This is a genomic window from Bradyrhizobium sp. UFLA05-125, from assembly GCF_059803515.1.
The window spans coordinates 228400-251324 of record NZ_JBANBJ010000004.1; the positions used below are offsets into that span (position 1 = coordinate 228400).

Genomic DNA, 22925 nt, shown 5'->3' on the forward strand with positions numbered 1-22925 from the left:
TTCGCTTCCTGATCAGGCATGGACCGCGTTCTCCAATACAGACGGGCGCGATCGTCGCCGTTCAATATCCTTGGTCCCGATGACGAGCATATCACCACAAAGCCTGAGCACGGCACCCTCGATCAGTCCGCGATCGAACAATTGCCGTGCACGTTCCGCGCCAGATTCGAGAGCCTCGCGAATATCTGCCTGCGACAATGCGCCGACCTCGCGGGTGACGAGACGCGCGCCGAGATCACTGTCGGGCTGGATTTCGTTCGCTGGACGGCGTTTGACCGCCGGATGGCCGGGCAGATCGACCGCATTGGCGATGACGGTCGCTGCGGCATCGGCTTGCGAGGCTGTCGCAGCCAGCACCGTCACTGCATCCGCGATTCCGAGCGAGAAACTGCGGCCATGGCGCCCGCTGGTCGCGATGCCGCGGATCGGATCGGGCTCCTCGATCGTCAGCGTCCGCATTATGCCGTCGCGGTCGGGCCGGTCCATCAGGCCGACGGTAAACCGCTCGCCTTCGCCGAGATGCAGCGCGATGTCGCCGCCATTGTTCACATAGGCCTGGTCGAGCCGCGCCGCACCGCGCATGGCGCCGAGAACTTCCTCCGCCACACTGCCAGCGACAGCGGCCATCGGCGTGATGAAGCAATCGCCGGCATAGGGAGCAACGGCGGCGGACATGCGCCGCGCGACGACACCTTTCAGGGAACATAGCGCCGGCTGCGCCGCCTTGCGCAATTCCGTCAGCTCGACGCAGAGCTCGTCGAGAAGGCCGATGAAACGCCGTGCCGCCACCTCATAGGCAGCGCGGACGTCGCCCGCATCCCCCCTCGCCTCCACGATCAGATCAATCGGACCATCCTGCAAATGCAGCCGCCGGCCATCAGACAGCAATGCGATTTGCGGGAGCCTCCTCATGCGCGCCGCCCCGGGATCGGATTCTGCCACGGCACCTGGCGGATATCATCGCTCTCCTGGACCTCGGAAAGCGGCCGCACATGGTCCATGTGGCCGCCGAGCGCGGCATAGTCGGACAGCCTCATCGTGAACTCGATCGGCGCGACAAGGGCCGGCGTCGGCACATAGCCGAATGCACCGGCCGGCATCTGCGTCACGTCAACCATGTAGGTAATGCCGCCGCCAGGCCAGACATAAACCGGCGCACCGCCGCTGGTGACGCGTGTCAGCGCATCCTTCACCGAGCGCGTCAGACGCACCGGATTATCGGTGACGCCAGCGCGCAAGGAGCCGCCGGCGCCCGCCATGAACAGCACGGTGCACAAGGCCGGCTCGCAATTTTCCTGGATGCGCGCGACCGAGAACCGCAAGTCCGCCGGCATCTCGGTCTCGACCGGCTTCAAGGCATCGTCGAGCACATAGTAGGACGCGTGCTCGCCGGTCGTGGAGACCATCAGCATGGTCAGGCCGGGTTTGGCTTCCTTGGCATCGAAGGGACCGAGGATCGACAGCGGATCGGAGATGTTCGTGCCGCCCCAGCCCGTGCCGGGATCGGCGACCTGGAAATAGCGGCCGGGCGTCGAGCGCCGGCCCTTCATCTTGATGCCGGTATCGGCAATATCGAGCAACTTGCCGGCCTGGTGCTCGCTGAGCACGCCGGTGATGTGATCGTCGACCACGACGACCTCATCGACCTTGCCGTGCCACTGCTTTGCGAACATGCCGATCGTCGCCGAGCCGCAGCCGACACGCATGCGTTCTTCCTTCACGCCGTTGACGATCGGCGGCTCCCCCGCTTGCACGACCACCGTCGCGCCACCGTCGATCGTGAACTCGACCGGCTTGCAGTTGGAGAGGTCCATCAGCGTGTCGCAGGTAACGCGGCCTTCCTTCTTGGAGCCGCCGGTCAGGTGATGCACGCCGCCGAGCGATAGCATCTGCGAGCCGTATTCGCTGGTCGTGACGTGGCCGACCGCCTCACCCTGTACACGCACGACCGCGCTTTCCGGACCGAGATAGCGGTCGGTGTCGATCTTCACCTTGACGCCGCAATAGGAGAAGATGCCTTCGGTCACGACGGTGACCATGTCGACGCCATCGACTTCCGATGAGACGATGAACGGCGCCGGCTTGTAGTCGGGATAGGTCGTGCCCGCGCCGATCGCAGTGACGAAGGTCGAGGGTTCATGGACGATCTTGCCGTCCCAATCCTCTGACCGGCTGAAGGGCACCAGCTTGCCGCCGTGCGACACCGTGCGCTCGAGGATGATATGCGGATCGACGCGGACGAGCTTGCCGTCGTGATTGGCGTAGCGGTCGCAGGCGCCCGCCGCGCCGGGCTTGATGTAGCACATCACCGGACAGGCATCGCAGCGGATCTTGTCGGAGGCTACGCTCGTCGCTTCAGTCACCATGTAAAAGCCAGCGGATCACAGGGGCTTATCATTCGTATACGAACGATGTTGCGCGCGATGCCGGAAGCTGTCAAGCGGCGCCACCGGCAAAACCGTGAGGCTGCCGAATAAAACCTCATCTGCCTGCCCGCTCTGTCCACAAAGCGGGCAACCGCGCTGCACTGCGGCATGCGGTGCTTGCACGTTTGTGTACAAACGGTATCGTCGGGCTTCGCAATTCGACACGCGCGCGCCGCGCCGGGACCAGAGATGACGCAGACAATGATCCGCCTCACCGTGAATGGCAGGATCCATGACGTCGCCGCCGCGCCGGAGACGCCGCTACTATACGTGCTGCGCAACGACCTCGCGCTCAACGGCCCGAAATATGGCTGCGGCCTCGGCGAATGCGGCACCTGCACTGTCCTGCTCGATGGCGCCGCCGCGCGTTCCTGCGTCATTCCGATCAACGGCTGTGTGGGGCGCGACATCGTGACGCTCGAGGGGCTCGGCACGCGCGACAAGCCCGACGCCGTGCAGAAGGCCTTCATCGACGAGCAGGCCGCGCAATGCGGCTACTGTCTCAACGGCATGATCATGACCACCAAGGCGCTGCTTGCGATCAACCCACGACCCACTGAGCAGGAGGCGATGGCGGCGCTGCGCTATAATCTCTGCCGCTGCGGCACGCATGTCGAAATCCTGCGCGCCGTGATGCGCGCATCAGGCCAGCTTGCCGAGGCCGGTGATTGATGGCCTCCCCCGTGTCGAATGGAACTGAGCGGCGCTCCGGTTCGCTCGTCGTCGCCCGCGCGCTGGACGATGGCAACTCCGAGACCTTCGTCCGGATCACCGCGGACGGTTCGGTCAGCGCCTATAACGGCCATGTCGATCTCGGCACCGGCATCCGCACCGCGCTCGGCCAGATCGTTGCCGAAGAGCTCGACGTGTCCTTTGCCCGCGTCGTCGTGGTGCTCGGCGATACCGCCGTCGTGCCGAACCAGGGCGCGACGATTGCGAGCGAGACGATCCAGATCACCGCCGTTCCCCTGCGCAAGGCCGCCGCGCAGGCGCGGCATTTTCTGATCGCGCGCGCGGCCGCACGGCTGGAGCTGTCGGCCGGGGATCTCAGCATTGAGGACGGGCTGGTTCGCGGCCACAACCGCAGCATCAGCTTTGGTGAGCTGATCGGCGATGAGATCATCCGTCTCGAGCTTGCCGATGATGTCGCCGTGAAACCCGTCGGCGAGTATGCCATCGTCGGCCAGTCCGTGCCGCGCGTCGACTTGCCGGCGAAGGCGACAGGCGAGCTAACCTTCGTGCACGACATCCGCGTTCCCGGCATGCTGCACGGCCGCGTGGTGCGTCCGCCCTATGCCGGCATCGATGCCGGACCGTTCGTCGGTACCAGCCTGATCGCGGTGGACGAATCCTCGGTGCGCGATATTCCCGGCCTCGTCGGCATCGTGCGCATCGGCGACTTCGTCGGCATCGTCGCCGAACGCGAGGAGAATGCGATTCTGGCCGCAAGCCAGCTCAAGGTGAGCTGGAAGCCGAGGCCCACCCTGCCCGATCTCGCCGATCTCGAGACCGCGCTGCGCACCAACCCGTCAACGCCGCGCACGCTGATCGACAAGGGCGACGTCAACGCGGCAATCGCCGGCGCCGCCAAGCCGATGCGGCGCACTTACGTCTGGCCCTACCAGATGCACGCCTCGATCGGGCCGTCCTGTGCCGTTGCCGATTTTCAGGACGGTCGCATTCGGGTTTGGTCGGGAACGCAAAACCCGCACATCCTGCGCACCGACCTTGCCTTGCTGATCGAGCGGCCCGAGACCGAGATCGAGGTGATCCGGCTGGAGGCCGCCGGTTGCTACGGCCGCAACTGCGCCGATGACGTGACCGCGGACGCATTGCTGCTCTCGCGCGCGGTCGGCCGGCCGGTGCGGGTGCAGTTGACGCGGGAGCAGGAACACGCCTGGGAGCCGAAGGGCACCGCGCAGCTCATCGACGTCAATGGCGGATTGAACGCCGACGGCGGCGTCGCCGGTTATGATCTCGCCACGCGCTATCCGTCGAACGCCGCGCCGACACTTGCGCTGCTTCTCACTGGCCGGATCTCGCCCGAGCCCGACGTGCTTCAGATGGGCGACCGCACAGCGATTCCACCTTACGATTACGACCACATGCGCGTTGTCGCGCACGACATGCCTCCGATCGTGCGCGCCTCCTGGCTTCGCGGCGTATCGGCGCTGCCAAATACCTTTGCGCATGAATCCTATATCGACGAGCTCGCGACCGAAGCCGGTGTCGATCCGATCGAATATCGCCTGCGCTACCTGAAGGACCAGCGCGCGGTCGATCTCGTCAATGCGGTCGCCGAGCGCGCCGGCTGGACACCGCGGCCAGTGCGCCAGGACAAGGACGGTGAGATCGTGCACGGGCGCGGTTTCGCCTATGCGCTCTATGTCCACAGCAAGTTCCCCGGCTATGGTGCGGCGTGGTCGGCCTGGATCGCCGACGTCGCAGTCAACAAGGCGACCGGCGATGTCAGCGTCACGCGCGTCGTTGCCGGCCAGGATTCCGGATTGATGATCAATCCGGACGGCGTGCGCCACCAGATCCAGGGCAATGTGATCCAGTCGACCAGCCGCGCGCTCATGGAGGAGGTATCCTTCGAGCGCGGCGCGGTCGCGGCGCGCGAATGGGGCGCCTACCCGATCATCCCCTTCCCCGACGTGCCCAAGATCGACGTGCTGATGCTGCCGCGTCAGGACCAGCCGCCACTTGGTGTCGGCGAGTCCGCCTCGGTGCCGAGTGCTGCGGCCATCGCGAATGCGATCTTCGATGCCACCGGCGTACGCTTCCGCGAGCCGCCATTCACGCCGGAGCGCATTCTCAGGGGCTTGCGTGGCGACGTGCCGGCCGAGCCCCAGGCGCTACCTGCGCCGGCCATCCCTCCGGCTCGTTCATGGATAAATCCGTTTGTAAAACGCACCGGCATCTTCGCGGCGATGGCCGCGCTCTGCACGGCCGCGATCGGCATCGGCGCCGCCATGCTGCCGGGCCGCGCCATCACGCCGATCGCGCGGCCCGATGTATCAGTCTATTCCGCTGCGACGATCGCACGCGGCGCAGAGCTCGCCGCGCTCGGCAATTGCGCCGAGTGCCACACGACCATGGGCGGCGCCCTGAACGCCGGAGGTCGTGGGCTGGAAACGCCGTTCGGCACGATTTACAGCACCAACATCACGCCAGACGTCGAGACCGGCATCGGCGCCTGGTCCTATCCAGCCTTCGAGCGCGCGATGCGCGAGGGACTGCATCGCGATGGCCGGCAGCTCTATCCGGCATTCCCCTACACGCACTTTGCGAAGACGAGCGACGCCGACATGCAGGCGCTGTACGCGTACCTGATGGCGCAGCCCGCGGTGCGTGCGACCACACCGACCAACGCACTTCGCTTCCCCTTCAATCTTCGGCCCTTGCTGGCGGGCTGGAATGCGCTATTCCATCAGACCGACACGCTCAAGCCGGATCCGACCAAATCCGAGCAGTGGAATCGCGGCGCCTATCTCGTTGAAGGCCTCGGCCATTGCAGCGCCTGCCATTCGCCGCGCAATGTGCTCGGCGCCGAGCAGCAGAGCGCCTATCTCGCCGGCGGCTTTGCCGAGGGTTGGGAGGCGCCGGCGCTGACGTCGCTGTCGCAGGCACCGATCCCCTGGAGCGAGGAGGAGCTTTACGCCTATTTGCGCACCGGCCATTCGCGTTTCCACGGCGTGGCCGCGGGCCCGATGGCGCCGATTGTGCGGGATCTTGCCGCCCTGCCCGATCAGGACATCCGCGCGATGGCGGTCTATCTCGGCTCGTTCAACGACACTGCGACCGACCTGCAGGCGCAGAACGCGGTCGCGACCAGGCTCGAGAACGCAACGCGGGTCACAGTCGCCGCATCTACCGGCGCGCGGCTCTATCAGGGCGCCTGCGCCGTCTGTCACGAGGTCGGCGGTCTGCCGCTGTTCGGCAGCAGGCCCTCGCTTGCGCTCAACAGCAATCTGCACAGCGCATCGCCCGACAACCTCGTGCAGGTCATCCTGCACGGCATCACCGAGCCCGCATCAAGCGACCTTGGCTACATGCCCGCGTTCAAGAACAGCATGAGCGACGCGCAGGTCGAGGAGCTCGTCACGTTCCTGCGCAAGCAGTTCGCGCCGGACAAGCCGACATGGACGGGCGTGGGCGAGACGATCGCGCGCGTGCGCGGCTCCGCGCCCTAGCTTTCATTGGAGCATGACCTGGTCGGAAAACCGCTTCGCACTTTTCCGGGTCATGCTCACGCGTGCTTCTGCGTCTCCACCGGCGGCGTGCCGTGGGTGTGGAAGGATTCGATCGTCTTCAGGCCCCACGCCTGCCCCTTCTTGCGCTCCTCCTCCGTCCACACGATCGGCTTCCAGTCGGGCGCCAGGATGAGGCGCGCGCCGGCGTTGGCGACCTCGACGCGGTTGCCGCCGGGCTCATAGACGTAGAGGAAGAAGGTCTGCTGGATTGCGTGCTTGTGAGGGCCGGTCTCGATGTAGACGCCGTTCTCCAGGAAGATGTCGGCAGCGCGCAAGATCTCCTCGCGACTGTCGAGCGCGTAGGTGACGTGGTGGAAGCGGCCAGGCACGCCGGAATGGTCGAGCGAATAGGCAAAATCGTAGCTCTTGTTCGACATCGTCAGCCACATCGCGGCTTCCCGACCGTCGTTGAGTACGATCTGCTCGGTGAGGCGGCAACCGAGATAGTTCTCGAAGAACTCGCGGTTGGCCTTGATGTCGGCCGCAAGGCAGTTGAGATGATCGAGGCGGCGCACATTGACGCCGCGCGCGGGAAACCGCTGCGCCTGGTTCTTCAGAGCGGGCTTCAGCTCGGGCGGAGCCTGATACCATTCGGTCTCGTAATAGAGCTCGACGATATGGCCGTCGGGATCGCGGCAGCAAAAGGTCGGCCCCTGCCCCATGTCGCCGTCGATCCAACCGATGTCGAAGCCGGACCCCTTGAGCGCTGCGACGCGCCGCTCCAGCGCCTGCTGGCTGCGTGCGCGCAGCGCCATGTGGCCCATGCCCGAGGTCTTCGACGCCGTGAGTTTGAGCGAATAGCGCTCATAGTCGTCCCAGCCGCGCAGATAGACCGACTCGCCTTGTCGTCCGCTGACGGTCATGCCCATGACGTCGACGAAGAATTTCAGGCTCTCGTCGGGCTTCGGCGTCAACAGCTCCATATGGCCGAGATGGGCGAGATCGAGGATCGGTTCGGGCTGCATCATTTCCTCCATGGCATGACGGACGATCCGTTTCGCGGATCCCGGAATTTCGACGCGGGCTTGCGGACGCACGGCGGAACCTGCAGGCGCGCGAGCGGCCCTGCCGGCCGCCGGTTCATTTGTACTAATGTACAAATGATTAGGTCTCGTCAACAAATAGAAGCGCCCTCTTCTCGCACTGGGCTGCACCGCTCCGCGCCGCTTTCATTTTCCCCACCGGGTCGAGCGGGCTTTCCGGATGGTAAATCCTTCCTTACGCACCGAGCCGCCGACCAGCCAGGTAAGCGGCAATTTCGTACCGCTTTTCGCTGAACGCATGCACTTTGGTACAAGTCTCCCCACCGAATTGTCGCGGATTTAACAAAGCGGCGGCGCCTCGCATTTAACCGTTTGTGCAGTGACGGCTGCGCATAGTTGCGAACAAATCCTTGTTGTTGCCAGGTTCATCATCGTGACATCCTTTGGACGCGTGATTTCGGTACGCGGATCGCTTGCCCGGGTCGGGCTCTTGGCGGAAGGCCGGATGCCGATCTCGGAAGTGCGCGCCACCGTCGGCCGCTTCGTCAGCATCCGCTGCGGCAGCTCGATCATCGTGGCCATGATCACTGAGGTCTCCTGCGAGAACCTCTCGAACGACAACTACATTGCCATCGCCTCCGTCGACCTGCTCGGCGAGATCCTCAATGCCAGCGACAAGGCCAAGTTCCAGCGCGGCGTCACCAACTATCCGACCATCGGCGATGCGGTCGACCTCATCACCAGCCAGGAGCTGCGCACGATCTATGCGCCGACCGGCGCGGACCAGATCAATGTCGGCTTCCTGCAACAGGACCGTTCCGTCGTCGCCTATGTCGACGTCGAAGAGATGCTTTCAAAGCATTTTGCGGTGCTCGGCTCGACCGGCGTCGGCAAATCGACCGGTGTGTCGTTGCTGCTCAACGAGATCCTGAAAGCGCGCCCGAACCTTCGCATCTTCCTGCTCGACGTCCACAACGAATATGGCCGCTGCTTCGGCGACCGCGCGCTCGTGCTCAATCCGCGGAACCTGAAACTGCCATTCTGGCTGTTCAATTTCGAGGAAATCGTCGACGTGCTGTTCGGCGGCCGGCCCGGCGTGCCCGAGGAGCTCGACATCCTCGCCGAGGTCATCCCGATCGCCAAGGGCGTCTACACGCAGTATCAGAACGCCGACCGCATCGGCTTGAAGCGGGTCGATCCCAAGCAGGTTGGCTTCACCGTCGACACACCCGTGCCGTACCGCCTGGTCGATCTGATCTCGCTGATCGACGAGCGCATGGGCAAGCTGGAAAACCGCTCCTCGCGCATCGTCTATCACAAGCTGATCTCTCGCATCGAGGCGGTGCGCAACGATCCGCGCTACGCCTTCATGTTCGACAACGCCAATGTCGGCGGCGACACCATGGCGGAGGTGATCAGCCATCTGTTCCGCCTGCCGGCAAACGGCAAGCCGATGACGGTGATGCAGCTCGCCGGCTTTCCGGCCGAGGTCATCGACTCCGTCGTCTCGGTGCTCTGCCGCATGGCCTTCGATTTCGGCCTGTGGAGCGACGGCGTCTCGCCGCTGCTCTTCGTCTGCGAGGAGGCGCATCGCTATGCGTCCGCCGACCGCAACATCGGTTTCGGGCCGACCCGCAAGGCCGTGTCGCGCATCGCCAAGGAAGGCCGCAAATACGGTGTCTATCTCGGTCTCATCACCCAGCGTCCGGCCGAGCTCGACGCCACCATCATCTCCCAGTGCAACACGCTGTTCACGATGCGCCTGGCCAACGACCGCGACCAGGCGCTGCTCCGCGCCGCGGTGTCGGATGCAGCCGCGAACCTGCTCTCCTTCGTGCCTTCGCTCGGCACCCGTGAGGTGCTGGCGTTCGGCGAAGGCGTAGCACTGCCGACGCGGTTGCGCTTCAAGGAGGTGCCGCCGCATCAATTGCCGCGCGGCGAGGCGACCATCAGCAGCGTTCCCTCGGTCACCGCCGGTCACGACATGCATTTCGTCGGCGCCGTGCTCGAGCGCTGGCGCGGCGCCACCTCGCAGCGCGACACGCCGAACGATCCGGTATTCTCGGCGCCGCCTGCGAAGGCGCTCTCCAGCCTCGACGCTCCGATGCTCCAGCCATCGATGGGGCTCGACCCCGACCGCTTCTCCCTGCTGAAGAAGCCGCTGCGGTAACGCACTCTCGTGTCCCGGACGCGCCGGGACCCACGCCCCACACACAAACTGCACTCTCTCAAGCATGGGCCCCGGCTCTGCAGCGCACCGCTACAGAAGCGCTGCGCTGCGTCCGGGGCACGAGACCTTGCGGCGCCTCTGGAGCGTCTCTCTCGCATCGACTATGGTTGCCACCCCCGACCAGGAATGATGCCCATGACCCAGCCATCTTCAAATCGCTTTCCCGCGCCGGCCCTCGACACGCTGCCCGAGGACATCCGCACGCGCCTGCTCGCCGTGCAGGAGAAGAGCGGCTTCGTGCCGAACGTGTTCCTGACCCTGGCCTACCGGCCCGACGAGTTTCGCGCCTTCTTCGCCTATCACGATGCGCTGATGGAGAAGGACTCCGGACTCACCAAGGCCGATCGCGAAATGATCGTGGTGGCGACTTCGGCGGCCAACCAGTGCCAGTATTGCGTGATCGCGCACGGCGCGATCCTGCGCATCCGCGCCAAGAACCCGCTCATCGCCGACCAGGTCGCGGTGAACTACCGCAAGGCCGACATCACGCCGCGGCAGAAAGCGATGCTCGATTTCGCGATGAAGGTCTCGGCCGACGCACAGCGGATTTCAGAGAACGATTTCGCCGCGCTTGCCCCCCACGGCTTCAGCGACGACGACATCTGGGATATTGCCGCGATCTCGGCGTTCTTCGCGCTGTCGAACCGGCTCGCGAACTTCACGGGCATGCGGCCGAACGACGAGTTTTATCTGATGGGACGCCTGCCGAAACAATGATCGCGCCGCTCGACTGGCCGGAGATCGTGCTGCGGCTCGGCACCGCCACGCTGGCGGGCTGCGCCATCGGCTTGAACCGTGACCTGCAAGGCAAGCCGATCGGGCTGAAGACGCTCGGCATCGTCGGCCTGTCGACCGCGACCGTGGTGTTGCTCGCGGTCCAGTTCGCCGAGCCCGGCAAGATCTCGGACGCGACCAGCCGCGTCATCCAGGGCATCCTCACTGGCATCGGCTTTCTTGGCGCCGGCGTGATCGTCCACGAAAGCCAGCATATTCGGGTGCGCGGCCTCACCAGCGCCGCCTGCACCTTCTTCGCCGCCTGCCTCGGCATCGCCTGCGGTGCAGGCGAGTGGCTCATCGTTGGCACTGCGCTGGCGTTGGCGTTCCTGATCCTCACGATGGGCAACCGCACCGAGAACTGGCTGCACCGCGCGCTCGGCGGTGAGGAGGAGCCGCATGATGCCGAGACAACGGCCCGGCGAGACGCGCGGGAGCGCTAGCCTCGGCCGAGGGGCTGCCGACGTTCCGCAAGATGCCATCATCGCCGCCGCCCGGAGCCTGACGGCCGACCGCGTACGGCTCTGCGCCTCAAATCGATTTCAGGTATCCAGGAGCGGATACGCTAGTCCTCCGCCGCGGGCCCGCTCAAACAATCCGAGACTACGAACCAGATTGCTGAAATGACGCTGCGGATCGCTGGAGAATCCCGAAGGCAAGATTCCGTAGCTACGAAGTTTGACCTCGACGTTTTTCCACCCCGCCGATGCAGCAAGATCAAATGCCTGGATGCCCTTTTCAATGCGCTCCTCGGTATCGGAGAAATCGGAGAACGCCAACGGTGAGGAACGGGGGAAGTATGCGAACGAAATTTTGGGTCTGAGCGCCATTGCCTTGATGGCGGGCCAATCGAATTCGGCAAACGCCCGATGGACGGCGGGCCCGACAATGGTTGCCTGTTCCCACAGGAAGAAGGCCTCGAAAAGCGAGCGGCGCTCGCGATGAGACATGGTTCGCCCCGACCGACGTGCCGCATGACAGCGCGCCATGTGATCCAGGAGATCGGGCGGAATCGACCTTTGCGCCGCAGACGCCAGGAAATCCGTGCCGCTGAGATGGTAGATGAAGTACGTCTCTACACAGACACGCCGATTGATATCGCGAAAGTCATCAGCAAACTTTGCTAGTCGCCTCATCAGCTCTTGGCGGAGCTGATGATTCCCTGCGAGGGCATGACCCCATGCGATAACGGCTCCAAGGCGCATTCCTGATCTGAAATAACCGCCGGCCCAAAGCGCGCCGTGCGCGGCAAGCAGCGGGAAACAATGATTAGCCCCGGAGTGTTCAAACAGATGAGGGTAGACACTCGCTCGTTGAGCGAGGTCGCGGAGCCCTCCCGCGAGAACGGTGGCTTCGCGTCGTAGTGCGGCGACCGAATTTTCGACACTCTCTGGATCGCAATTCATGGTTGCGAACCATAAAATCGGCTCCCTTTTAGCGAAGTAAAGGTCCCGGTTTCCCCTGAACCGTGGTGAATGCCCGGTAAATCGGAACCTCCGGCTCCTCTAACCGCCAGCCTTCGCTTTGATGTCGTCCTCGGTCACAAGCGGGAATCTTGATCGGCACCAGCCGGACAGATTGATCGCGCCCTTCCTCTTGGCGCGCGGGCAAGGGCCCCTTCCGGCACTTTAGCGCTGCATCATCAGTGCTTCGTCCTCAACTCGAGCACGGGAGCAAAGCGTTCGGCAAACGTCGCTGCCTTGGCCTCGCGAGCTGCAGCAAGTGAAGCCGCGATGAAACTGTGAAACCCTACTGCGGCGACCGCGAGCAAGGCGGCGGCGAAAACCAGACGACGCATTCCTCCCTCCTTTGTGGGCTCGACTGCCCCAAAGCATGGAACGGCTTTGTTTCAGGACCTTTTCGTGCGGCCGGAAAATGACTTCGCTCAAGAGACCGTGATGAGGTCCGGTCGGCAAGGGCACTCCGGCAGACAACGGAATACCTTAGTTTAGGGCGCTCATCCCTTCTTATGGCCTCCGCATCAGCTCGTACAATTGAGCAACGGCGAGAGATCCCTATGCTCGCGACTAGTCCGAAGCGACGAATGAACCGCGCGAACTTCACGCTCGAACGGCGCACCTAACAATAGTCACGGTCGTTTTACAGTTGGCGGGAGTCGTGTTGGGAATTTTGCGCTCGGGATCACGGTAGTGAATCGCAAGACTGCCGCGACAGGCAGCTTGCTGGAGTGCAGGGTCTTCGAGGAATGCTCAAATGAACATCGTCATTCAGAAGCTCAATGGCCTGTGGCACCTGATCGTCGGGTCGTGTCACATCCGAACTCCTTTCCTGGAAACCCAGGATCGCGAGCTGGTCGTGACTTACGCCCGACGCGTCTACCCCGGCGCCAAGATCTTCGAGCGCAACTAGAGCATGATCCGGAAAAGTGTGAAGCGGTTATCCCTCGCGACAAACGCGGAACGCGTTTGCGCGGAGATCATGCTCAAACAAAGCCTCGAAGCGCAATGACGACCCAGTCTCATCGCGCTTTAGTATGAGCGTCGCGCCCTAGTCGTCCGCCGCAGGTCCGCACCAGCCTGGCAGATAGATCGCGTCCTTGATCTTTGCGGCAGACAGCGCCTTCTCCAGCGCCTTGTCAAAATTGGCATCGACGGCCTTGCGCGACAGCTTGCGGCGCAAATAGTCGGCCCACAGGAATTCCGAGAACGGCGTGGTGTCCTTGGCGAAGCCGCCCATGCGGCGGAGTTCGCCGGCGAGGCTGCGGAACGGATCGTCCTTGAGATCGGCGACCGATTTCGGCAGATCCTTGAAATGCCGCCGCTCCCCCTTGGCATCGTAGGGGTAGACCCAGCGCTTGTTGTCCATCACGCCCCAAAAGGCCTCGCGCTCGACCATCCTGAGGTCGCCGACGATCGTGACCAGCACGTCCTTGACGCCTTCGTCATGTAGCGCGCGGGCGAGATGATGATGGTCGATGACGTAGTAGCGCTGGTCCGGCCCGTAGACCACGGGGATCATGTGCCTGCCCAGCGTGTCCGCCTGCTTCTCCTTGTCCTGCTCACGCCAGCGCTTGCGCTTCTCCTTGACCTCGCGCATGCCGACCGTCATCTGCGTCGGCCTCAGCGACAGAATCGGCACCGGGTGCACTCTGGGCTCGCGCGTGTTGGTCATGGTCGAAAACCTCTCTACGGTTGCAAAGAACGTCCTGAACTCCGTACGATTATGCCATGACGGCCGGGACGGCAAATGCCGATGCGGCGCGGAGAGACCAAAAGCGGATGCTTAAAATCCAGAATGAACGGACGGCCAATGGACGGACCGGCAAGGCGCGGGTCGTCAGGCTCGGCGGGCGCGAGATCATCGCCGAGGGGTTGACGCTGAATTTCTGGGCCGACATCAGCCATCGCTGCATGACGGCGTCCTGGCCGGTCTTCATCGCGAGCGCCGCGCTGGTCTTTCTCGCCTTCAATGCGTTCTTCGCCTTCTTCTACTGGATCGGCGACCTGCCGATCTCGAACGTCCCCGGTGGTGCCTATATCGACTATTTCTATTTCTCGATCGAGACGCTCTCGACCGCGGGCTATGGCGACATGCACCCGCAGAGCCATTACGGCCACCTCATTGCGACCGTCGAATTATTTACCGGTATCTTCTCGATGTCGCTGATGACCGGGCTGATCTTCGCCCGCTTCTCGCGGCCAAGCGCGCGGCTGCTGTTCGCCGAAAATCCGGTGATCTCGCTGCATGAGGGCAAGCCGACGCTGATGATCCGCCTTGCCAACGAGCGGCACAACATCATCGCCAATGCCAATGCGCGCGTCTGGGCGTTCAAGAGCGTGGTGACGAAGGAAGGCCAGCCGCTGCGGCGCTTTTACGAGCTTGCGCTCGACCGCAACGAGATACCCGGCCTTGCCTTGAGCTGGACGCTCTATCACTCGCTGGACGAGACGAGCCCGTTGCATGGCTTGTCGGCGGAAGACATGGAAGCTGCGACCGTCGCGCTCATCGTGGTGCTGTCGGGCCATGATGTTGTTGCAGCGCAAACCGTCCATGCCCGCAAATCCTACGAGCATTTCGAGATCAGGTTCGGCCACCGCTATGCCGATATCCTCGATACGCAGGACGATGGACGGCTGCGCATCGACTACGGCAAGTTCCACCAGACACTGGAAACGACCGGCGAAGCATAATTCCGAAGAGAGATGCACGGCTGCACTCGTGAAGATTTTCTGCAACGCTTCGCAGCCCTGTGCTATCTAAATTTCGCTGCTTTGAAAGCTGATCCGCGACCGATCCCTTTGGCATGAAAACCCAGCGGCCCATAACCTCGGACGGCGAGCACCGGGTGCTCCAGTTCAGGCCGCGCAGCCAGCTCCAGGCCGCGCCCCGGCGGGAGAACGGGACCGTACAGCCGCTGCACGCCCAGCCCGCGCCGGAACCGCTCGACCTCTCGCGTTACGAGCAGCCCCGCGACGAGCCGGACGACTTCCGCCACCGCATGCTCGCCAACATCGCAGCCCTCGCCTTCACCATCGCGCTCACCGCGATCGGGATCTGGCTCGCGGTCAGCATTGCGGACCTGCGCCGGACCCAGGATTGCGTGCTGATGGGCCGGCGCGACTGCGTGAAGATCACAACGCCGCATATCTAGGCAGCCCGGCCCCAAGACCCCGGTTCGCGGGGCTCCGACCGGCATCCCCAGCCCTGTTCTTGGGCCCTGCCCGGCTCCATTGAACTCAGGGCTGCCCTCCGATATACGGGCACTCGACCCGGCCAGAGGGCGTTTGAGGGCATCACTCGGGGCGCGATGCCCGCCCACCGTGCCCCTCTGGAACATCTGAAAAATACCCGCAATATATCAAAGGCTTAGTGATGTCCTCCACATTCGATCAGGTCGCCACGATCATCGCTGAAACCTGCGACATCCCGCGCGACACGATCACGCCGGATAGCCACGCCATCGACGATCTGGGCATCGACAGTCTCGATTTCCTGGACATCGCGTTCGCGATCGACAAGCAGTTCGGCATCAAGCTGCCGCTGGAGAAGTGGACCCAAGAGGTCAACGACGGCAAGGCGACCACCGAGCAATATTTCGTGCTGAAGAACCTGTGTGCGCGCATCGACGAGCTGGTGGCAGCCAAAGGCGCGAGCACCTGATCGCGCGACCATGCAACTCGAATACTTCCACATGATCGATCGCATCGTCGACCTCAACGTCGACGAGAAGCGGATCGTCGTCGAGGCGCTCGTCCCGAAGGAAAGCACCATCTTCGAGGGACACTTTCCGGGCTATCCCCTGATGCCCGGCGTGCTCCTGATCGAATCGATGGCGCAGGCCTCCGGCTGGCTGCAGCTCGGCGTGTTGAAGTTCGAGCGCATGCCGATCCTCGCCGCCGTGAAGGAGGCCAAGGTCCGCGGCTCCGTCTTCCCCGGCGATCTCATGAGCATCGAGGCAACCCTCGCCCATGAGGGCTCGGGCTATGCCATGACCGAAGCCAGGATCAGGGTCGGCGGCAAGCTGCGTGCGAATTCGACGCTCACCTTCACGCAGATTCCCTTCCCCAATGCGGATATGCGCAGCTACATGGACGCGTTCGCCAAGCGCATCGGCTTTCCGCAACAGGCCGCATCGTCATGACTGAGACTGCTTCGAAGCCCGGCCAGACGGAAGTCTGGATCACCGGTATTGGGCTCGCCACTTCGCTCGGCGAAGGGCTGGACGCCAACTGGGCCGCACTCGGCGAGCGGCGTATCAACGTCGACGAGAAGGGGTTTGCCCCCTTCATCGTGCATCCCCTGATGCCGGTCAGTTTCGACAGCCAGATCCCGAAGAAGGGCGACCAGCGCCAGATGGAAGCCTGGCAGCGCATCGGCACCTATGCCGCGGGGCTGGCGCTCGACTCGGCCGGGATTAAAGGCAACAAGGACATTCTGTCCAAGATCGACATGGTGGTTGCGGCCGGCGGTGGCGAGCGCGATCTCAACGTCGATACCGGCGTGCTCACGGCCGAGGCCAAGGGCGCCAATGCGCCCGGCTTCCTCAACGAGCGGCTGATGAGCGATCTGCGGCCGACGCTGTTTTTGGCCCAGCTCTCCAACCTGCTCGCCGGCAACATCGCCATCGTGCATGGCTTAGGGGGCACCTCGCGCACCTTCATGGGTGAAGAGGTAGCGGGCGCGGATGCGACGCGCATCGCGCTGGCACGGATCGCCTCGGGCGAGAGCGACATTGCGCTGGTCGGCGGCTCGCATAATGGCGAGCGCAAGGACCTCATGGTCCTCTACGAGTTCGGCGACTTCAACCTGAAGGACAAGTTCGCTCCCGTCTGGGCGCGCAAGGACCACGCCGGCTTCGCGCTCGGCTCGGCGGGCGCGTTCCTGGTGCTGGAATCGAAGGCCCATGCGGAAGCGCGCGGCGCAAAACCGTTCGCGAAGCTGACGAGCGTGGTGGCCGATCTGGCCAGGCGCAAGCAGCCGGGCGAGTTGACCGCGACGCTCGAGAAGCTGTGGTCGAACCTGCCCAGGCGCGAGGGCAAGGGCGCGATCATCACGGGGGCAACCGGCGCGGAGCCGGCGACAGCCGAGGAGCGTGCCTTCCTCGAGAGCCATGCGGACTTCCCGGTTCGCGCCACCGGTACCATGTTCGGCCACACCATGGAGACGCAGTTCCCGCTCGGAATTGCGCTCGCCGCACTGTCGCTCTCGCGCGGAGCCCTGTTCCCGCCGAACGATTCGACTGGCCTCGAGATTGAAATGCAGTCGGCTCCGACCCAGATTGTGGTGGTGGGAGCCGGACACTGGCGCGGCGAAGGCATGGCGCTGGTGGAAGCGATCAGCTGAACCGCGCGTTCGGCTGATTGTTTGATACGATTGAGACGAGCGGGGAAAACATGACAGCACCACGCGATAAATTCGGACGGCCCGTCGTCGTCGTCACCGGCATGGGCATCATGACCTCGCTCGGCGCCGGCAAGGCCGACAACTGGTCGAAGCTGGTCGCCGGGCAATCCGGCATCCGCACCATCACGCGCTTTCCGACCGACGGGCTGAAGACGACGATGGCCGGCACGGTCGATTTCGTCAGCGTCGATCCGTTCTCCTCCACCGGCCTCTCCGAGCGGATGGCCGAGATGGTCACGGAGGAAGCGCTGGATCAGGCCGGCATTGGCGCGAGGGGCGACTTCCCGGGCCCCCTCTTCCTCGCGGTCGCGCCGGTCGAGGTGGAATGGCCGCAGCGCCGCGAGCTCGGCCGCGCCGTCGGCAAGCCCGACTTCACCTATGATGATCTGCTGCGCATCTCCGGCGGCGGCAAGTACAACGCCTATCATCACCGCTTCATGTTCGGCTCGGTAGCCGCGCATCTCGCCGAGACCTTCGGCACCAAGGGCTCGCCGATTTCGCTGTCGACGGCTTGCGCCTCGGGCGCGACCTCGATCCAGCTCGGCGTCGAGGCGATCCGCCGCGGCGAGACCGATGCTGCGCTGTGCGTGGCGACTGACGGCACCGTGAATCCGGAAGCGCTGGTGCGCTTCTCGCTGCTCTCCGCGCTCTCGACCCAGAACGAACCGCCGCAGGCCGCCTCGCGTCCGTTCTCGAAGAATCGCGACGGCTTCGTCATGGCTGAAGGTGCAGGCGCCCTCGTGCTCGAAAGCTACGAGGCTGCGACCGCGCGCGGCGCAAAAATCCTCGGCGTGATCGCCGGCTGCGGCGAGCTCACCGATTCCTTCCACCGCACTCGCTCTTCTCCGGATGGGAAGCCGATCATCGGCTGCATGAACAAGACACTGGCCGATGCCGGCATGACGCCGGACCAGATCGACCATATCAATGCCCACGGCACCGCGACGCCCGAAAACGACAAGATGGAATTCAACACGACGTCGGCCGTGTTCGGCGAGCTCGCGCAAAAGATCCCGGTCACATCCAACAAGTCGATGGTCGGCCACACCATCTCCGCCGCCGGCGCGGTCGAGGCGATCTTCTCGCTGCTCACGCTCGAGCATCAGCGCATCCCGCCGACCATCAACTACGACAATCCGGATCCCACGATCCTGTTCGACGTCGTCGGCAACACCGCGCGCGATGCCCGCGTCACCGCGGTGATGTCGAACTCGTTCGGCTTCGGCGGCCAGAACGCCTCGCTGATTCTGACCCGCGAACCGGCCTGATCCGACGCATGACGCTGCTTCCTGCGAGCACGAAGGCCCGCGCGCGGGAGGCTGCGAAATCGATCAGCGGGAGCCTGATCGGCGCCGCGACCGTCGGCATGCTGCGCACCACGCGCTATTTCGATCCGCTCAAGACCTCGAATTTCTTTTCGCGCGTCACCCGCCTGATCGGCCCTCGCCTGCGCGAGCACAAGATCGCGCGTGCCAATCTGTCGGCGGCTTTCCCGGAGAAATCGCCCGAGGAGATCGAAACAATCCTGATGGGCGTGTGGGACAGTCTCGGTCGCTACGGCGCCGAGTTCGCCCATATCGATCGAGTCTGGGACTATGATCGCGCCCACCCGGAGAACAGCCGCATCGAGCTGCCGCCGCGGACAATCGAGCTGTTCGACCAGATCAGGGATGATGGCAAGCCGGCGCTGATCTTCACCTCCCATCTTGCCATGTGGGAACTACCGGCGCTCGCCGCCGTCGCTCACGGCCTCGACGCTGCGATCCTCTATCGCCGCCCCAACATTGCGTCTGCCGACCGCATCATCCAGGAGATGCGCCAGGTCAACATGGGCACGCTGATCCCTGCGGGGCGCGACGCGCCGTTCCGTCTTGGCGAAGCGCTCAGGAACGGCCAGCACGTCGCCATGCTGGTCGACCAGTATCTGACCGGCGGCGTAGAGGTCACCTTCTTCGGCCGCAAGACCCGCGCCAATCCGATGCTGGCGCGGCTGCTCCGCCAGGTCGAATGCCCCATCCACGGCGTGCGCATTATCCGCCTGCCCGGCTATCGCTTCCGCGCCGAGCTGACCGAGGAGATCCCGCCGGTGCGCGACGCCGAGGGCAAGATCGACGTCCAGGGCACGACGCAGGCAATCACCAACGTGGTGGAAGGCTGGGTGCGCGAGCATCCGGAGCAGTGGCTGTGGCTGCATCGAAGGTGGCGGTAGCGAACAGTTCTGATCTGCCAGCCCCTCATCCTGAGGAGCGCGGAACGCGCGTCTCGAAGGCCTGAAGGCCCGGCTAGTGGCCTCGCCCTTCGAGACGCGCACAAAGGGCGCGCTCCTCAGGGCGAGGGTCACTCTTTCTCAGCTCGGGACCGCTGACGATCCCGAGCGCCAAGCTTCGGGCGTCACTGCGCCGTTGCTGCCCTGACGGCGCGGAAGAACGAGTCTTGCCCCTTGACGGCGGCATACAGGTTGAGCCGACCCCACCCATCCCAGGTATTGCCGTCGAGCAATGCGAAGCCAGATGGTAGCGCCGTGTTCCGCAGGATTTCCGTGCGCTGTTGATCGGTGGCATAGGGGAATCGGGTCAACAGCAACACCTGCGCCTGCACCGGAACGGTCTCGGGCAATTTCATCGATGCCGCCGCCAAGGCGAGCCCGTAGGTCATGCGATAGGTGTAACCCTTGATGTCATCCGGATCGAGGTTGAAATCACGTCCGTGCCGGTCATCGCGGTCATGATCCCGACCGTCGCGATGGTCACGATCGTCGTCGCGACCACCACCCGCTCGCTTGAGGCAGGCTTCCACCGTGCTCTCGCCGCACGCCTGCGCCAGATATTTCTGGGTTTTCGTGTAGGCCTGATAGACCGCATAGGCGGAGGCATTGGCGGGGTTGGTCCAATCCAACCGATTGCCATACTGACCATAGAGCGCGCCGTAGATGTTGGTCGCGACGATCGCGGTCGCCTCCATACGGCCGCCGATCACATCCAGCGGCGAATGCATGCCGGCAAAGATGCGATTGTTGCCGAGGTCGGCAGCGCGGACCAGGAGGCTTTCATATTCCTGTGGTACCAGGAAGGCCAGCCCGAGCGCCTGATTGTAAGCCAGATTGGTGTGGCCACTGACGAAGGCGCCGTCGCCGTAGGGGTTGGTGCCGTTTGCGATCTGCCAGAGCAGCGTCGGAACCTTGACTTTGGTCGAGAGTCTGAACGGACGCGGCGCCGTGCCGATGCCAGGGACGTAGTCACCCGCATTGAATTGAGTGGGCGTGAAATTGCCCGCTGCGTCGAAGCTTCCGACATCGGGGACCGTGATCGGCTGGCCTCCATTGGCGGCCACCAGGGCTGCCGTCACGGTATAACCGCGTACCCAGTTGACGGTGTTGTAGTAGGCGGTCGGGACTGAAAAACTGCTGAGATAGGTGGGAACGACGAATTGCGCGGTGTCCGTAGCGGTGAGACCGGCCTTGTTGCTCACCGCATTGTAGTTGCCGTAGCGCGCATCCAACGGGCTGATCGTGCCGGCGGTGATTGAAGCGGGATTTACGACTGGAGCCGTCGAGCCCATGTAGCGCTCGAACGTGCGCTTCGGCGGCTCGGTCGAGGCGTTGTTGCGGATGGTGTTGTTGAGGAAGTTCGCGGCATCGGCCAATGGCGTTGCGGTGCCGTCACCGAAGTTCGAAAAGCCGATGGTCGCGCTGTTGAGATAGTTGATGCCGTGCGCGGCCGTATCGTAGTCCTGCAAAGTGGTGACCACGTACGAGGTCGGCGTCAGGCTGGTTGGCGGCGTCGCCGTCGTGGAAGACCCGATTCCCGTCATGAAATATGACGTCAGCGGACCGAGGCCGTTGAGAACGCTGTAGGGCTGCGAGGTACGATCGTCGTGGATCGCTGCGAGCGTCTGCGCCTGCGTACGCTCTTGCGTCATCCTGATGACAGTCTGATAGTTGTGCTCCATGACCCCCGCACCATTCCTCAGCTTGGGATCGACGAGCATGAGACGAGCGTATGCATCCAGCAGATTGACGATCGTAGATCCGACCGACGCGCTGGAGCTGTTGGTGAAATTCACCGGCGGGGTCGTAGGAATGACCTGGGCGTGCGCGGCGGCCGGCAGCAGAGCAGCGCCGAGCGCCGCATATCTCCAGAATTTTGAGGACGGCGAGTATGTCATGTGAAAGGCCCCAGACCCTACGCTTGCTGAATGCACCCGGTGCGCACGCATACGGGTGGGGGCAAGCCCTACTGTCTGATGCCGTCCCCGCGCTTGGAGTATTTCTCGATCGTTACATTCTGATAACGAGAGCGTGATGCGGCATGATAACGAGAGCGTCGTGCGATTGCGTGGCGCATCGAGAGCTGGATCAGGTTCGGAGCGCGTTTTCCTCATACTCCGCTGTCATCGCCCGAGAAAGCGGGCGATCCAGTATTTCAGAGACGGTAACGAATACGGAGAAGCCGCGGCGTACTGGATGCCCCGGTCAAGCCGGGGCATGACAGTGAGTTTTCGCCCTCACTGCTCCGGCAACCCTGCGTCGACCTCGGCCTGAACGATGCGATCCCAGGCTGCGATACAAACCGGACTTGCGTTCTTCATCGGCGGCCAGACGCCGAGCCTGGTCGTGCCGGGCCGCAGCCTCAGTCCCTCCGCGATCGCCGCCCTCGCCTCCTCGAACCGGCCCGATCTCTGGTAGGCGGCGGCGAGCAGCAGGTGCGAGCGCCCGGTCGCTGGCGTGATGGCGATCGAACGCTGCAGCCACGGCAGTGCCTCCTCGTCGCGCCCCATCGCGAGATTCGCCAGGCCCGCGCCGAGCAGCCAGGTCCAGCGCGAGGCCGGCGGCGTGTCGTAACGATCGGCCTGGAGGAATGTCGCGAGCGCATCGTCGAAGCGGCCGAGATAGATCTGGCCGAGGCCAATCAGATAGAGCGCGGACCCGTTCCACGGATCGAAGCTCAGTGCCTTGGCGCAGGTGACGAGACTTTCCACGAAATGGTTGGTCGCGCTGAGGAAGCGGCAAGTGGCCTCGAGCACCGGAATGGAATTCGGCTTCGACCGCAATGCCCGCTCGAGCGTCGCATTGGCCTTCGCCTCGACCGCGACCGCCTCCTCCGGGCTGAACCAGACCATCTGGATGCCGCGCATCTGCAGCGAGGCGAGCGCGACGGCGAGATCGACATTGTCAGGATCGTCAGTCAGCGCCTTCTGCAGCATGGTCTGTGCCACGCCGAAACGCTCGCGCGTCGTCTGGTTGATCGAGGCGAGCGCCTGCTCGACGGCGACCTTGTCGCCGCCCGCGGACTGTCGGCGGCTCGAAGACGCGCTGGGCTCCAGCATGTCGTTGAGGCGGCGCGCAAGCACGTGACCCACGCCCGCGGCAAGCCGCGACTGCGCAAGCTGCGCA

General features: G+C 64.0%; 21 protein-coding genes. 13 read left to right on the forward strand and 8 right to left on the reverse strand.

The features are described from left to right. Positions 1-12 precede the first annotated feature (12 nt). Entirely contained in the window at positions 13-912 is a 900-nt protein-coding gene (locus tag SO156_RS07485) for a UPF0280 family protein (protein ID WP_498534360.1), read from the reverse strand. Further along, complete coding sequence (locus SO156_RS07490) at positions 909-2366, reverse strand: 6-hydroxynicotinate reductase (RefSeq protein WP_458143354.1); 1458 nt, start codon at positions 2364-2366, stop codon at positions 909-911. Before SO156_RS07490 ends, SO156_RS07485 begins: the two co-directional genes overlap by 4 nt. Before the next feature lie 249 nt (positions 2367-2615). On the opposite strand from SO156_RS07490, the gene SO156_RS07495 reads away from it, so the two are divergent. Together SO156_RS07495 and SO156_RS07500 are read left to right on the forward strand one after the other, a co-directional pair. After that, positions 2616-3098: a (2Fe-2S)-binding protein gene (locus SO156_RS07495; RefSeq protein WP_458143352.1), complete on the forward strand. Its 483-nt coding sequence runs from the start codon at positions 2616-2618 to the stop codon at positions 3096-3098. Beyond that, a complete protein-coding gene (locus SO156_RS07500) occupies positions 3098-6622 on the forward strand; it encodes a molybdopterin cofactor-binding domain-containing protein (RefSeq protein ID WP_498534361.1) in 3525 nt (1174 codons plus the stop codon). Before SO156_RS07495 ends, SO156_RS07500 begins: the two co-directional genes overlap by 1 nt. Before the next feature lie 56 nt (positions 6623-6678). Here SO156_RS07500 and SO156_RS07505 read toward each other — a convergent pair whose 3' ends face one another. Then, on the reverse strand, positions 6679-7647 hold the full coding sequence (locus SO156_RS07505; protein ID WP_498534362.1) for a catechol 2,3-dioxygenase: 969 nt from the start codon (positions 7645-7647) through the stop codon (positions 6679-6681). Between the two features lie 451 nt (positions 7648-8098). Between SO156_RS07505 and SO156_RS07510 the strand changes: the two genes are divergently transcribed. The 3 genes from SO156_RS07510 (at position 8099) to SO156_RS07520 (ending at position 11112) form a co-directional block, all read left to right on the forward strand. After that, a complete protein-coding gene (locus SO156_RS07510) occupies positions 8099-9835 on the forward strand; it encodes an ATP-binding protein (RefSeq protein WP_458143347.1) in 1737 nt (578 codons plus the stop codon). 195 nt (positions 9836-10030) lie between these two features. Continuing rightward, complete coding sequence (locus tag SO156_RS07515) at positions 10031-10612, forward strand: peroxidase-related enzyme (protein WP_498534363.1); 582 nt, start codon at positions 10031-10033, stop codon at positions 10610-10612. After that, positions 10612-11112: an MgtC/SapB family protein gene (locus tag SO156_RS07520; RefSeq protein WP_458143568.1), complete on the forward strand. Its 501-nt coding sequence runs from the start codon at positions 10612-10614 to the stop codon at positions 11110-11112. Before SO156_RS07515 ends, SO156_RS07520 begins: the two co-directional genes overlap by 1 nt. 99 nt (positions 11113-11211) lie before the next feature. On the opposite strand, the gene SO156_RS07525 is transcribed toward SO156_RS07520, so the two are convergent. Together SO156_RS07525 and SO156_RS07530 are read right to left on the reverse strand one after the other, a co-directional pair. After that, complete coding sequence (locus tag SO156_RS07525) at positions 11212-12075, reverse strand: hypothetical protein (RefSeq protein ID WP_498534364.1); 864 nt, start codon at positions 12073-12075, stop codon at positions 11212-11214. Between the two features lie 236 nt (positions 12076-12311). Next, positions 12312-12467, reverse strand: a complete 156-nt coding sequence (locus SO156_RS07530; protein ID WP_458143342.1) for a hypothetical protein — start codon at positions 12465-12467, stop codon at positions 12312-12314. A gap of 416 nt (positions 12468-12883) precedes the next feature. Here SO156_RS07530 and SO156_RS07535 point away from each other — a divergent pair, with 416 nt between their 5' ends. Continuing rightward, entirely contained in the window at positions 12884-13039 is a 156-nt protein-coding gene (locus SO156_RS07535; protein ID WP_458143341.1) for a hypothetical protein, read from the forward strand. A 138-nt stretch (positions 13040-13177) separates the two neighbouring features. On the opposite strand, the gene SO156_RS07540 is transcribed toward SO156_RS07535, so the two are convergent. Next, a complete protein-coding gene (locus tag SO156_RS07540) occupies positions 13178-13801 on the reverse strand; it encodes a ParB-like protein (RefSeq protein ID WP_458143340.1) in 624 nt (207 codons plus the stop codon). A gap of 107 nt (positions 13802-13908) precedes the next feature. Between SO156_RS07540 and SO156_RS07545 the strand changes: the two genes are divergently transcribed. The 7 genes from SO156_RS07545 (at position 13909) to SO156_RS07575 (ending at position 19742) form a co-directional block, all read left to right on the forward strand. Then, positions 13909-14820, forward strand: a complete 912-nt coding sequence (locus SO156_RS07545) for an ion channel (protein WP_458143338.1) — start codon at positions 13909-13911, stop codon at positions 14818-14820. A 113-nt stretch (positions 14821-14933) separates the two neighbouring features. Next, positions 14934-15281 carry a hypothetical protein gene (locus SO156_RS07550; protein ID WP_498534365.1) on the forward strand — a complete coding sequence of 116 codons (348 nt, stop codon included), beginning with the start codon at positions 14934-14936 and terminating at the stop codon, positions 15279-15281. A gap of 221 nt (positions 15282-15502) precedes the next feature. Further along, on the forward strand, positions 15503-15790 hold the full coding sequence (locus SO156_RS07555) for an acyl carrier protein (RefSeq protein WP_254094404.1): 288 nt from the start codon (positions 15503-15505) through the stop codon (positions 15788-15790). Between the two features lie 10 nt (positions 15791-15800). Beyond that, the gene (locus SO156_RS07560; RefSeq protein WP_458143335.1) at positions 15801-16271 is read left to right on the forward strand and encodes a 3-hydroxyacyl-ACP dehydratase FabZ family protein; all 471 of its coding nucleotides are present in this window, start codon (positions 15801-15803) and stop codon (positions 16269-16271) included. Continuing rightward, entirely contained in the window at positions 16268-17473 is a 1206-nt protein-coding gene (locus SO156_RS07565; RefSeq protein WP_498534366.1) for a beta-ketoacyl-ACP synthase, read from the forward strand. The genes SO156_RS07560 and SO156_RS07565 overlap by 4 nt, the downstream gene beginning before the upstream one ends. Before the next feature lie 50 nt (positions 17474-17523). Beyond that, positions 17524-18801 (forward strand): beta-ketoacyl-ACP synthase, encoded by a 1278-nt coding sequence (locus SO156_RS07570; RefSeq protein WP_498534367.1) that lies wholly within the window; start codon positions 17524-17526, stop codon positions 18799-18801. 8 nt (positions 18802-18809) lie between these two features. Beyond that, positions 18810-19742 (forward strand): lipid A biosynthesis lauroyl acyltransferase, encoded by a 933-nt coding sequence (locus SO156_RS07575; RefSeq protein WP_458143331.1) that lies wholly within the window; start codon positions 18810-18812, stop codon positions 19740-19742. A gap of 182 nt (positions 19743-19924) precedes the next feature. On the opposite strand, the gene SO156_RS07580 is transcribed toward SO156_RS07575, so the two are convergent. Next, positions 19925-21697 (reverse strand): phosphatase PAP2 family protein, encoded by a 1773-nt coding sequence (locus SO156_RS07580; RefSeq protein ID WP_498534368.1) that lies wholly within the window; start codon positions 21695-21697, stop codon positions 19925-19927. A gap of 339 nt (positions 21698-22036) precedes the next feature. Then, the coding region (locus SO156_RS07585; RefSeq protein ID WP_498534369.1) for a tetratricopeptide repeat protein at positions 22037-22925 on the reverse strand (889 nt) is incomplete at its 5' end.

Excerpts from the sequence above, each read along its gene's own strand:
- SO156_RS07485 (WP_498534360.1), bottom strand. The coding sequence starts at position 912 with ATGAGGAGGCTCCCGCAAATCGCATTGCTGTCTGATGGCCGGCGGCTG.
- SO156_RS07490 (WP_458143354.1), bottom strand. The coding sequence starts at position 2,366 with ATGGTGACTGAAGCGACGAGCGTAGCCTCCGACAAGATCCGCTGCGAT.
- SO156_RS07495 (WP_458143352.1), top strand. The coding sequence starts at position 2,616 with ATGACGCAGACAATGATCCGCCTCACCGTGAATGGCAGGATCCATGAC.
- SO156_RS07500 (WP_498534361.1), top strand. The coding sequence starts at position 3,098 with ATGGCCTCCCCCGTGTCGAATGGAACTGAGCGGCGCTCCGGTTCGCTC.
- SO156_RS07505 (WP_498534362.1), bottom strand. The coding sequence starts at position 7,647 with ATGCAGCCCGAACCGATCCTCGATCTCGCCCATCTCGGCCATATGGAG.
- SO156_RS07515 (WP_498534363.1), top strand. The coding sequence starts at position 10,031 with ATGACCCAGCCATCTTCAAATCGCTTTCCCGCGCCGGCCCTCGACACG.
- SO156_RS07525 (WP_498534364.1), bottom strand. The coding sequence starts at position 12,075 with ATGAATTGCGATCCAGAGAGTGTCGAAAATTCGGTCGCCGCACTACGA.
- SO156_RS07530 (WP_458143342.1), bottom strand. The coding sequence starts at position 12,467 with ATGCGTCGTCTGGTTTTCGCCGCCGCCTTGCTCGCGGTCGCCGCAGTA.
- SO156_RS07535 (WP_458143341.1), top strand. The coding sequence starts at position 12,884 with ATGAACATCGTCATTCAGAAGCTCAATGGCCTGTGGCACCTGATCGTC.
- SO156_RS07540 (WP_458143340.1), bottom strand. The coding sequence starts at position 13,801 with ATGACCAACACGCGCGAGCCCAGAGTGCACCCGGTGCCGATTCTGTCG.
- SO156_RS07545 (WP_458143338.1), top strand. The coding sequence starts at position 13,909 with ATGCTTAAAATCCAGAATGAACGGACGGCCAATGGACGGACCGGCAAG.
- SO156_RS07550 (WP_498534365.1), top strand. The coding sequence starts at position 14,934 with ATGAAAACCCAGCGGCCCATAACCTCGGACGGCGAGCACCGGGTGCTC.
- SO156_RS07555 (WP_254094404.1), top strand. The coding sequence starts at position 15,503 with ATGTCCTCCACATTCGATCAGGTCGCCACGATCATCGCTGAAACCTGC.
- SO156_RS07560 (WP_458143335.1), top strand. The coding sequence starts at position 15,801 with ATGCAACTCGAATACTTCCACATGATCGATCGCATCGTCGACCTCAAC.
- SO156_RS07565 (WP_498534366.1), top strand. The coding sequence starts at position 16,268 with ATGACTGAGACTGCTTCGAAGCCCGGCCAGACGGAAGTCTGGATCACC.
- SO156_RS07570 (WP_498534367.1), top strand. The coding sequence starts at position 17,524 with ATGACAGCACCACGCGATAAATTCGGACGGCCCGTCGTCGTCGTCACC.
- SO156_RS07575 (WP_458143331.1), top strand. The coding sequence starts at position 18,810 with ATGACGCTGCTTCCTGCGAGCACGAAGGCCCGCGCGCGGGAGGCTGCG.
- SO156_RS07580 (WP_498534368.1), bottom strand. The coding sequence starts at position 21,697 with ATGACATACTCGCCGTCCTCAAAATTCTGGAGATATGCGGCGCTCGGC.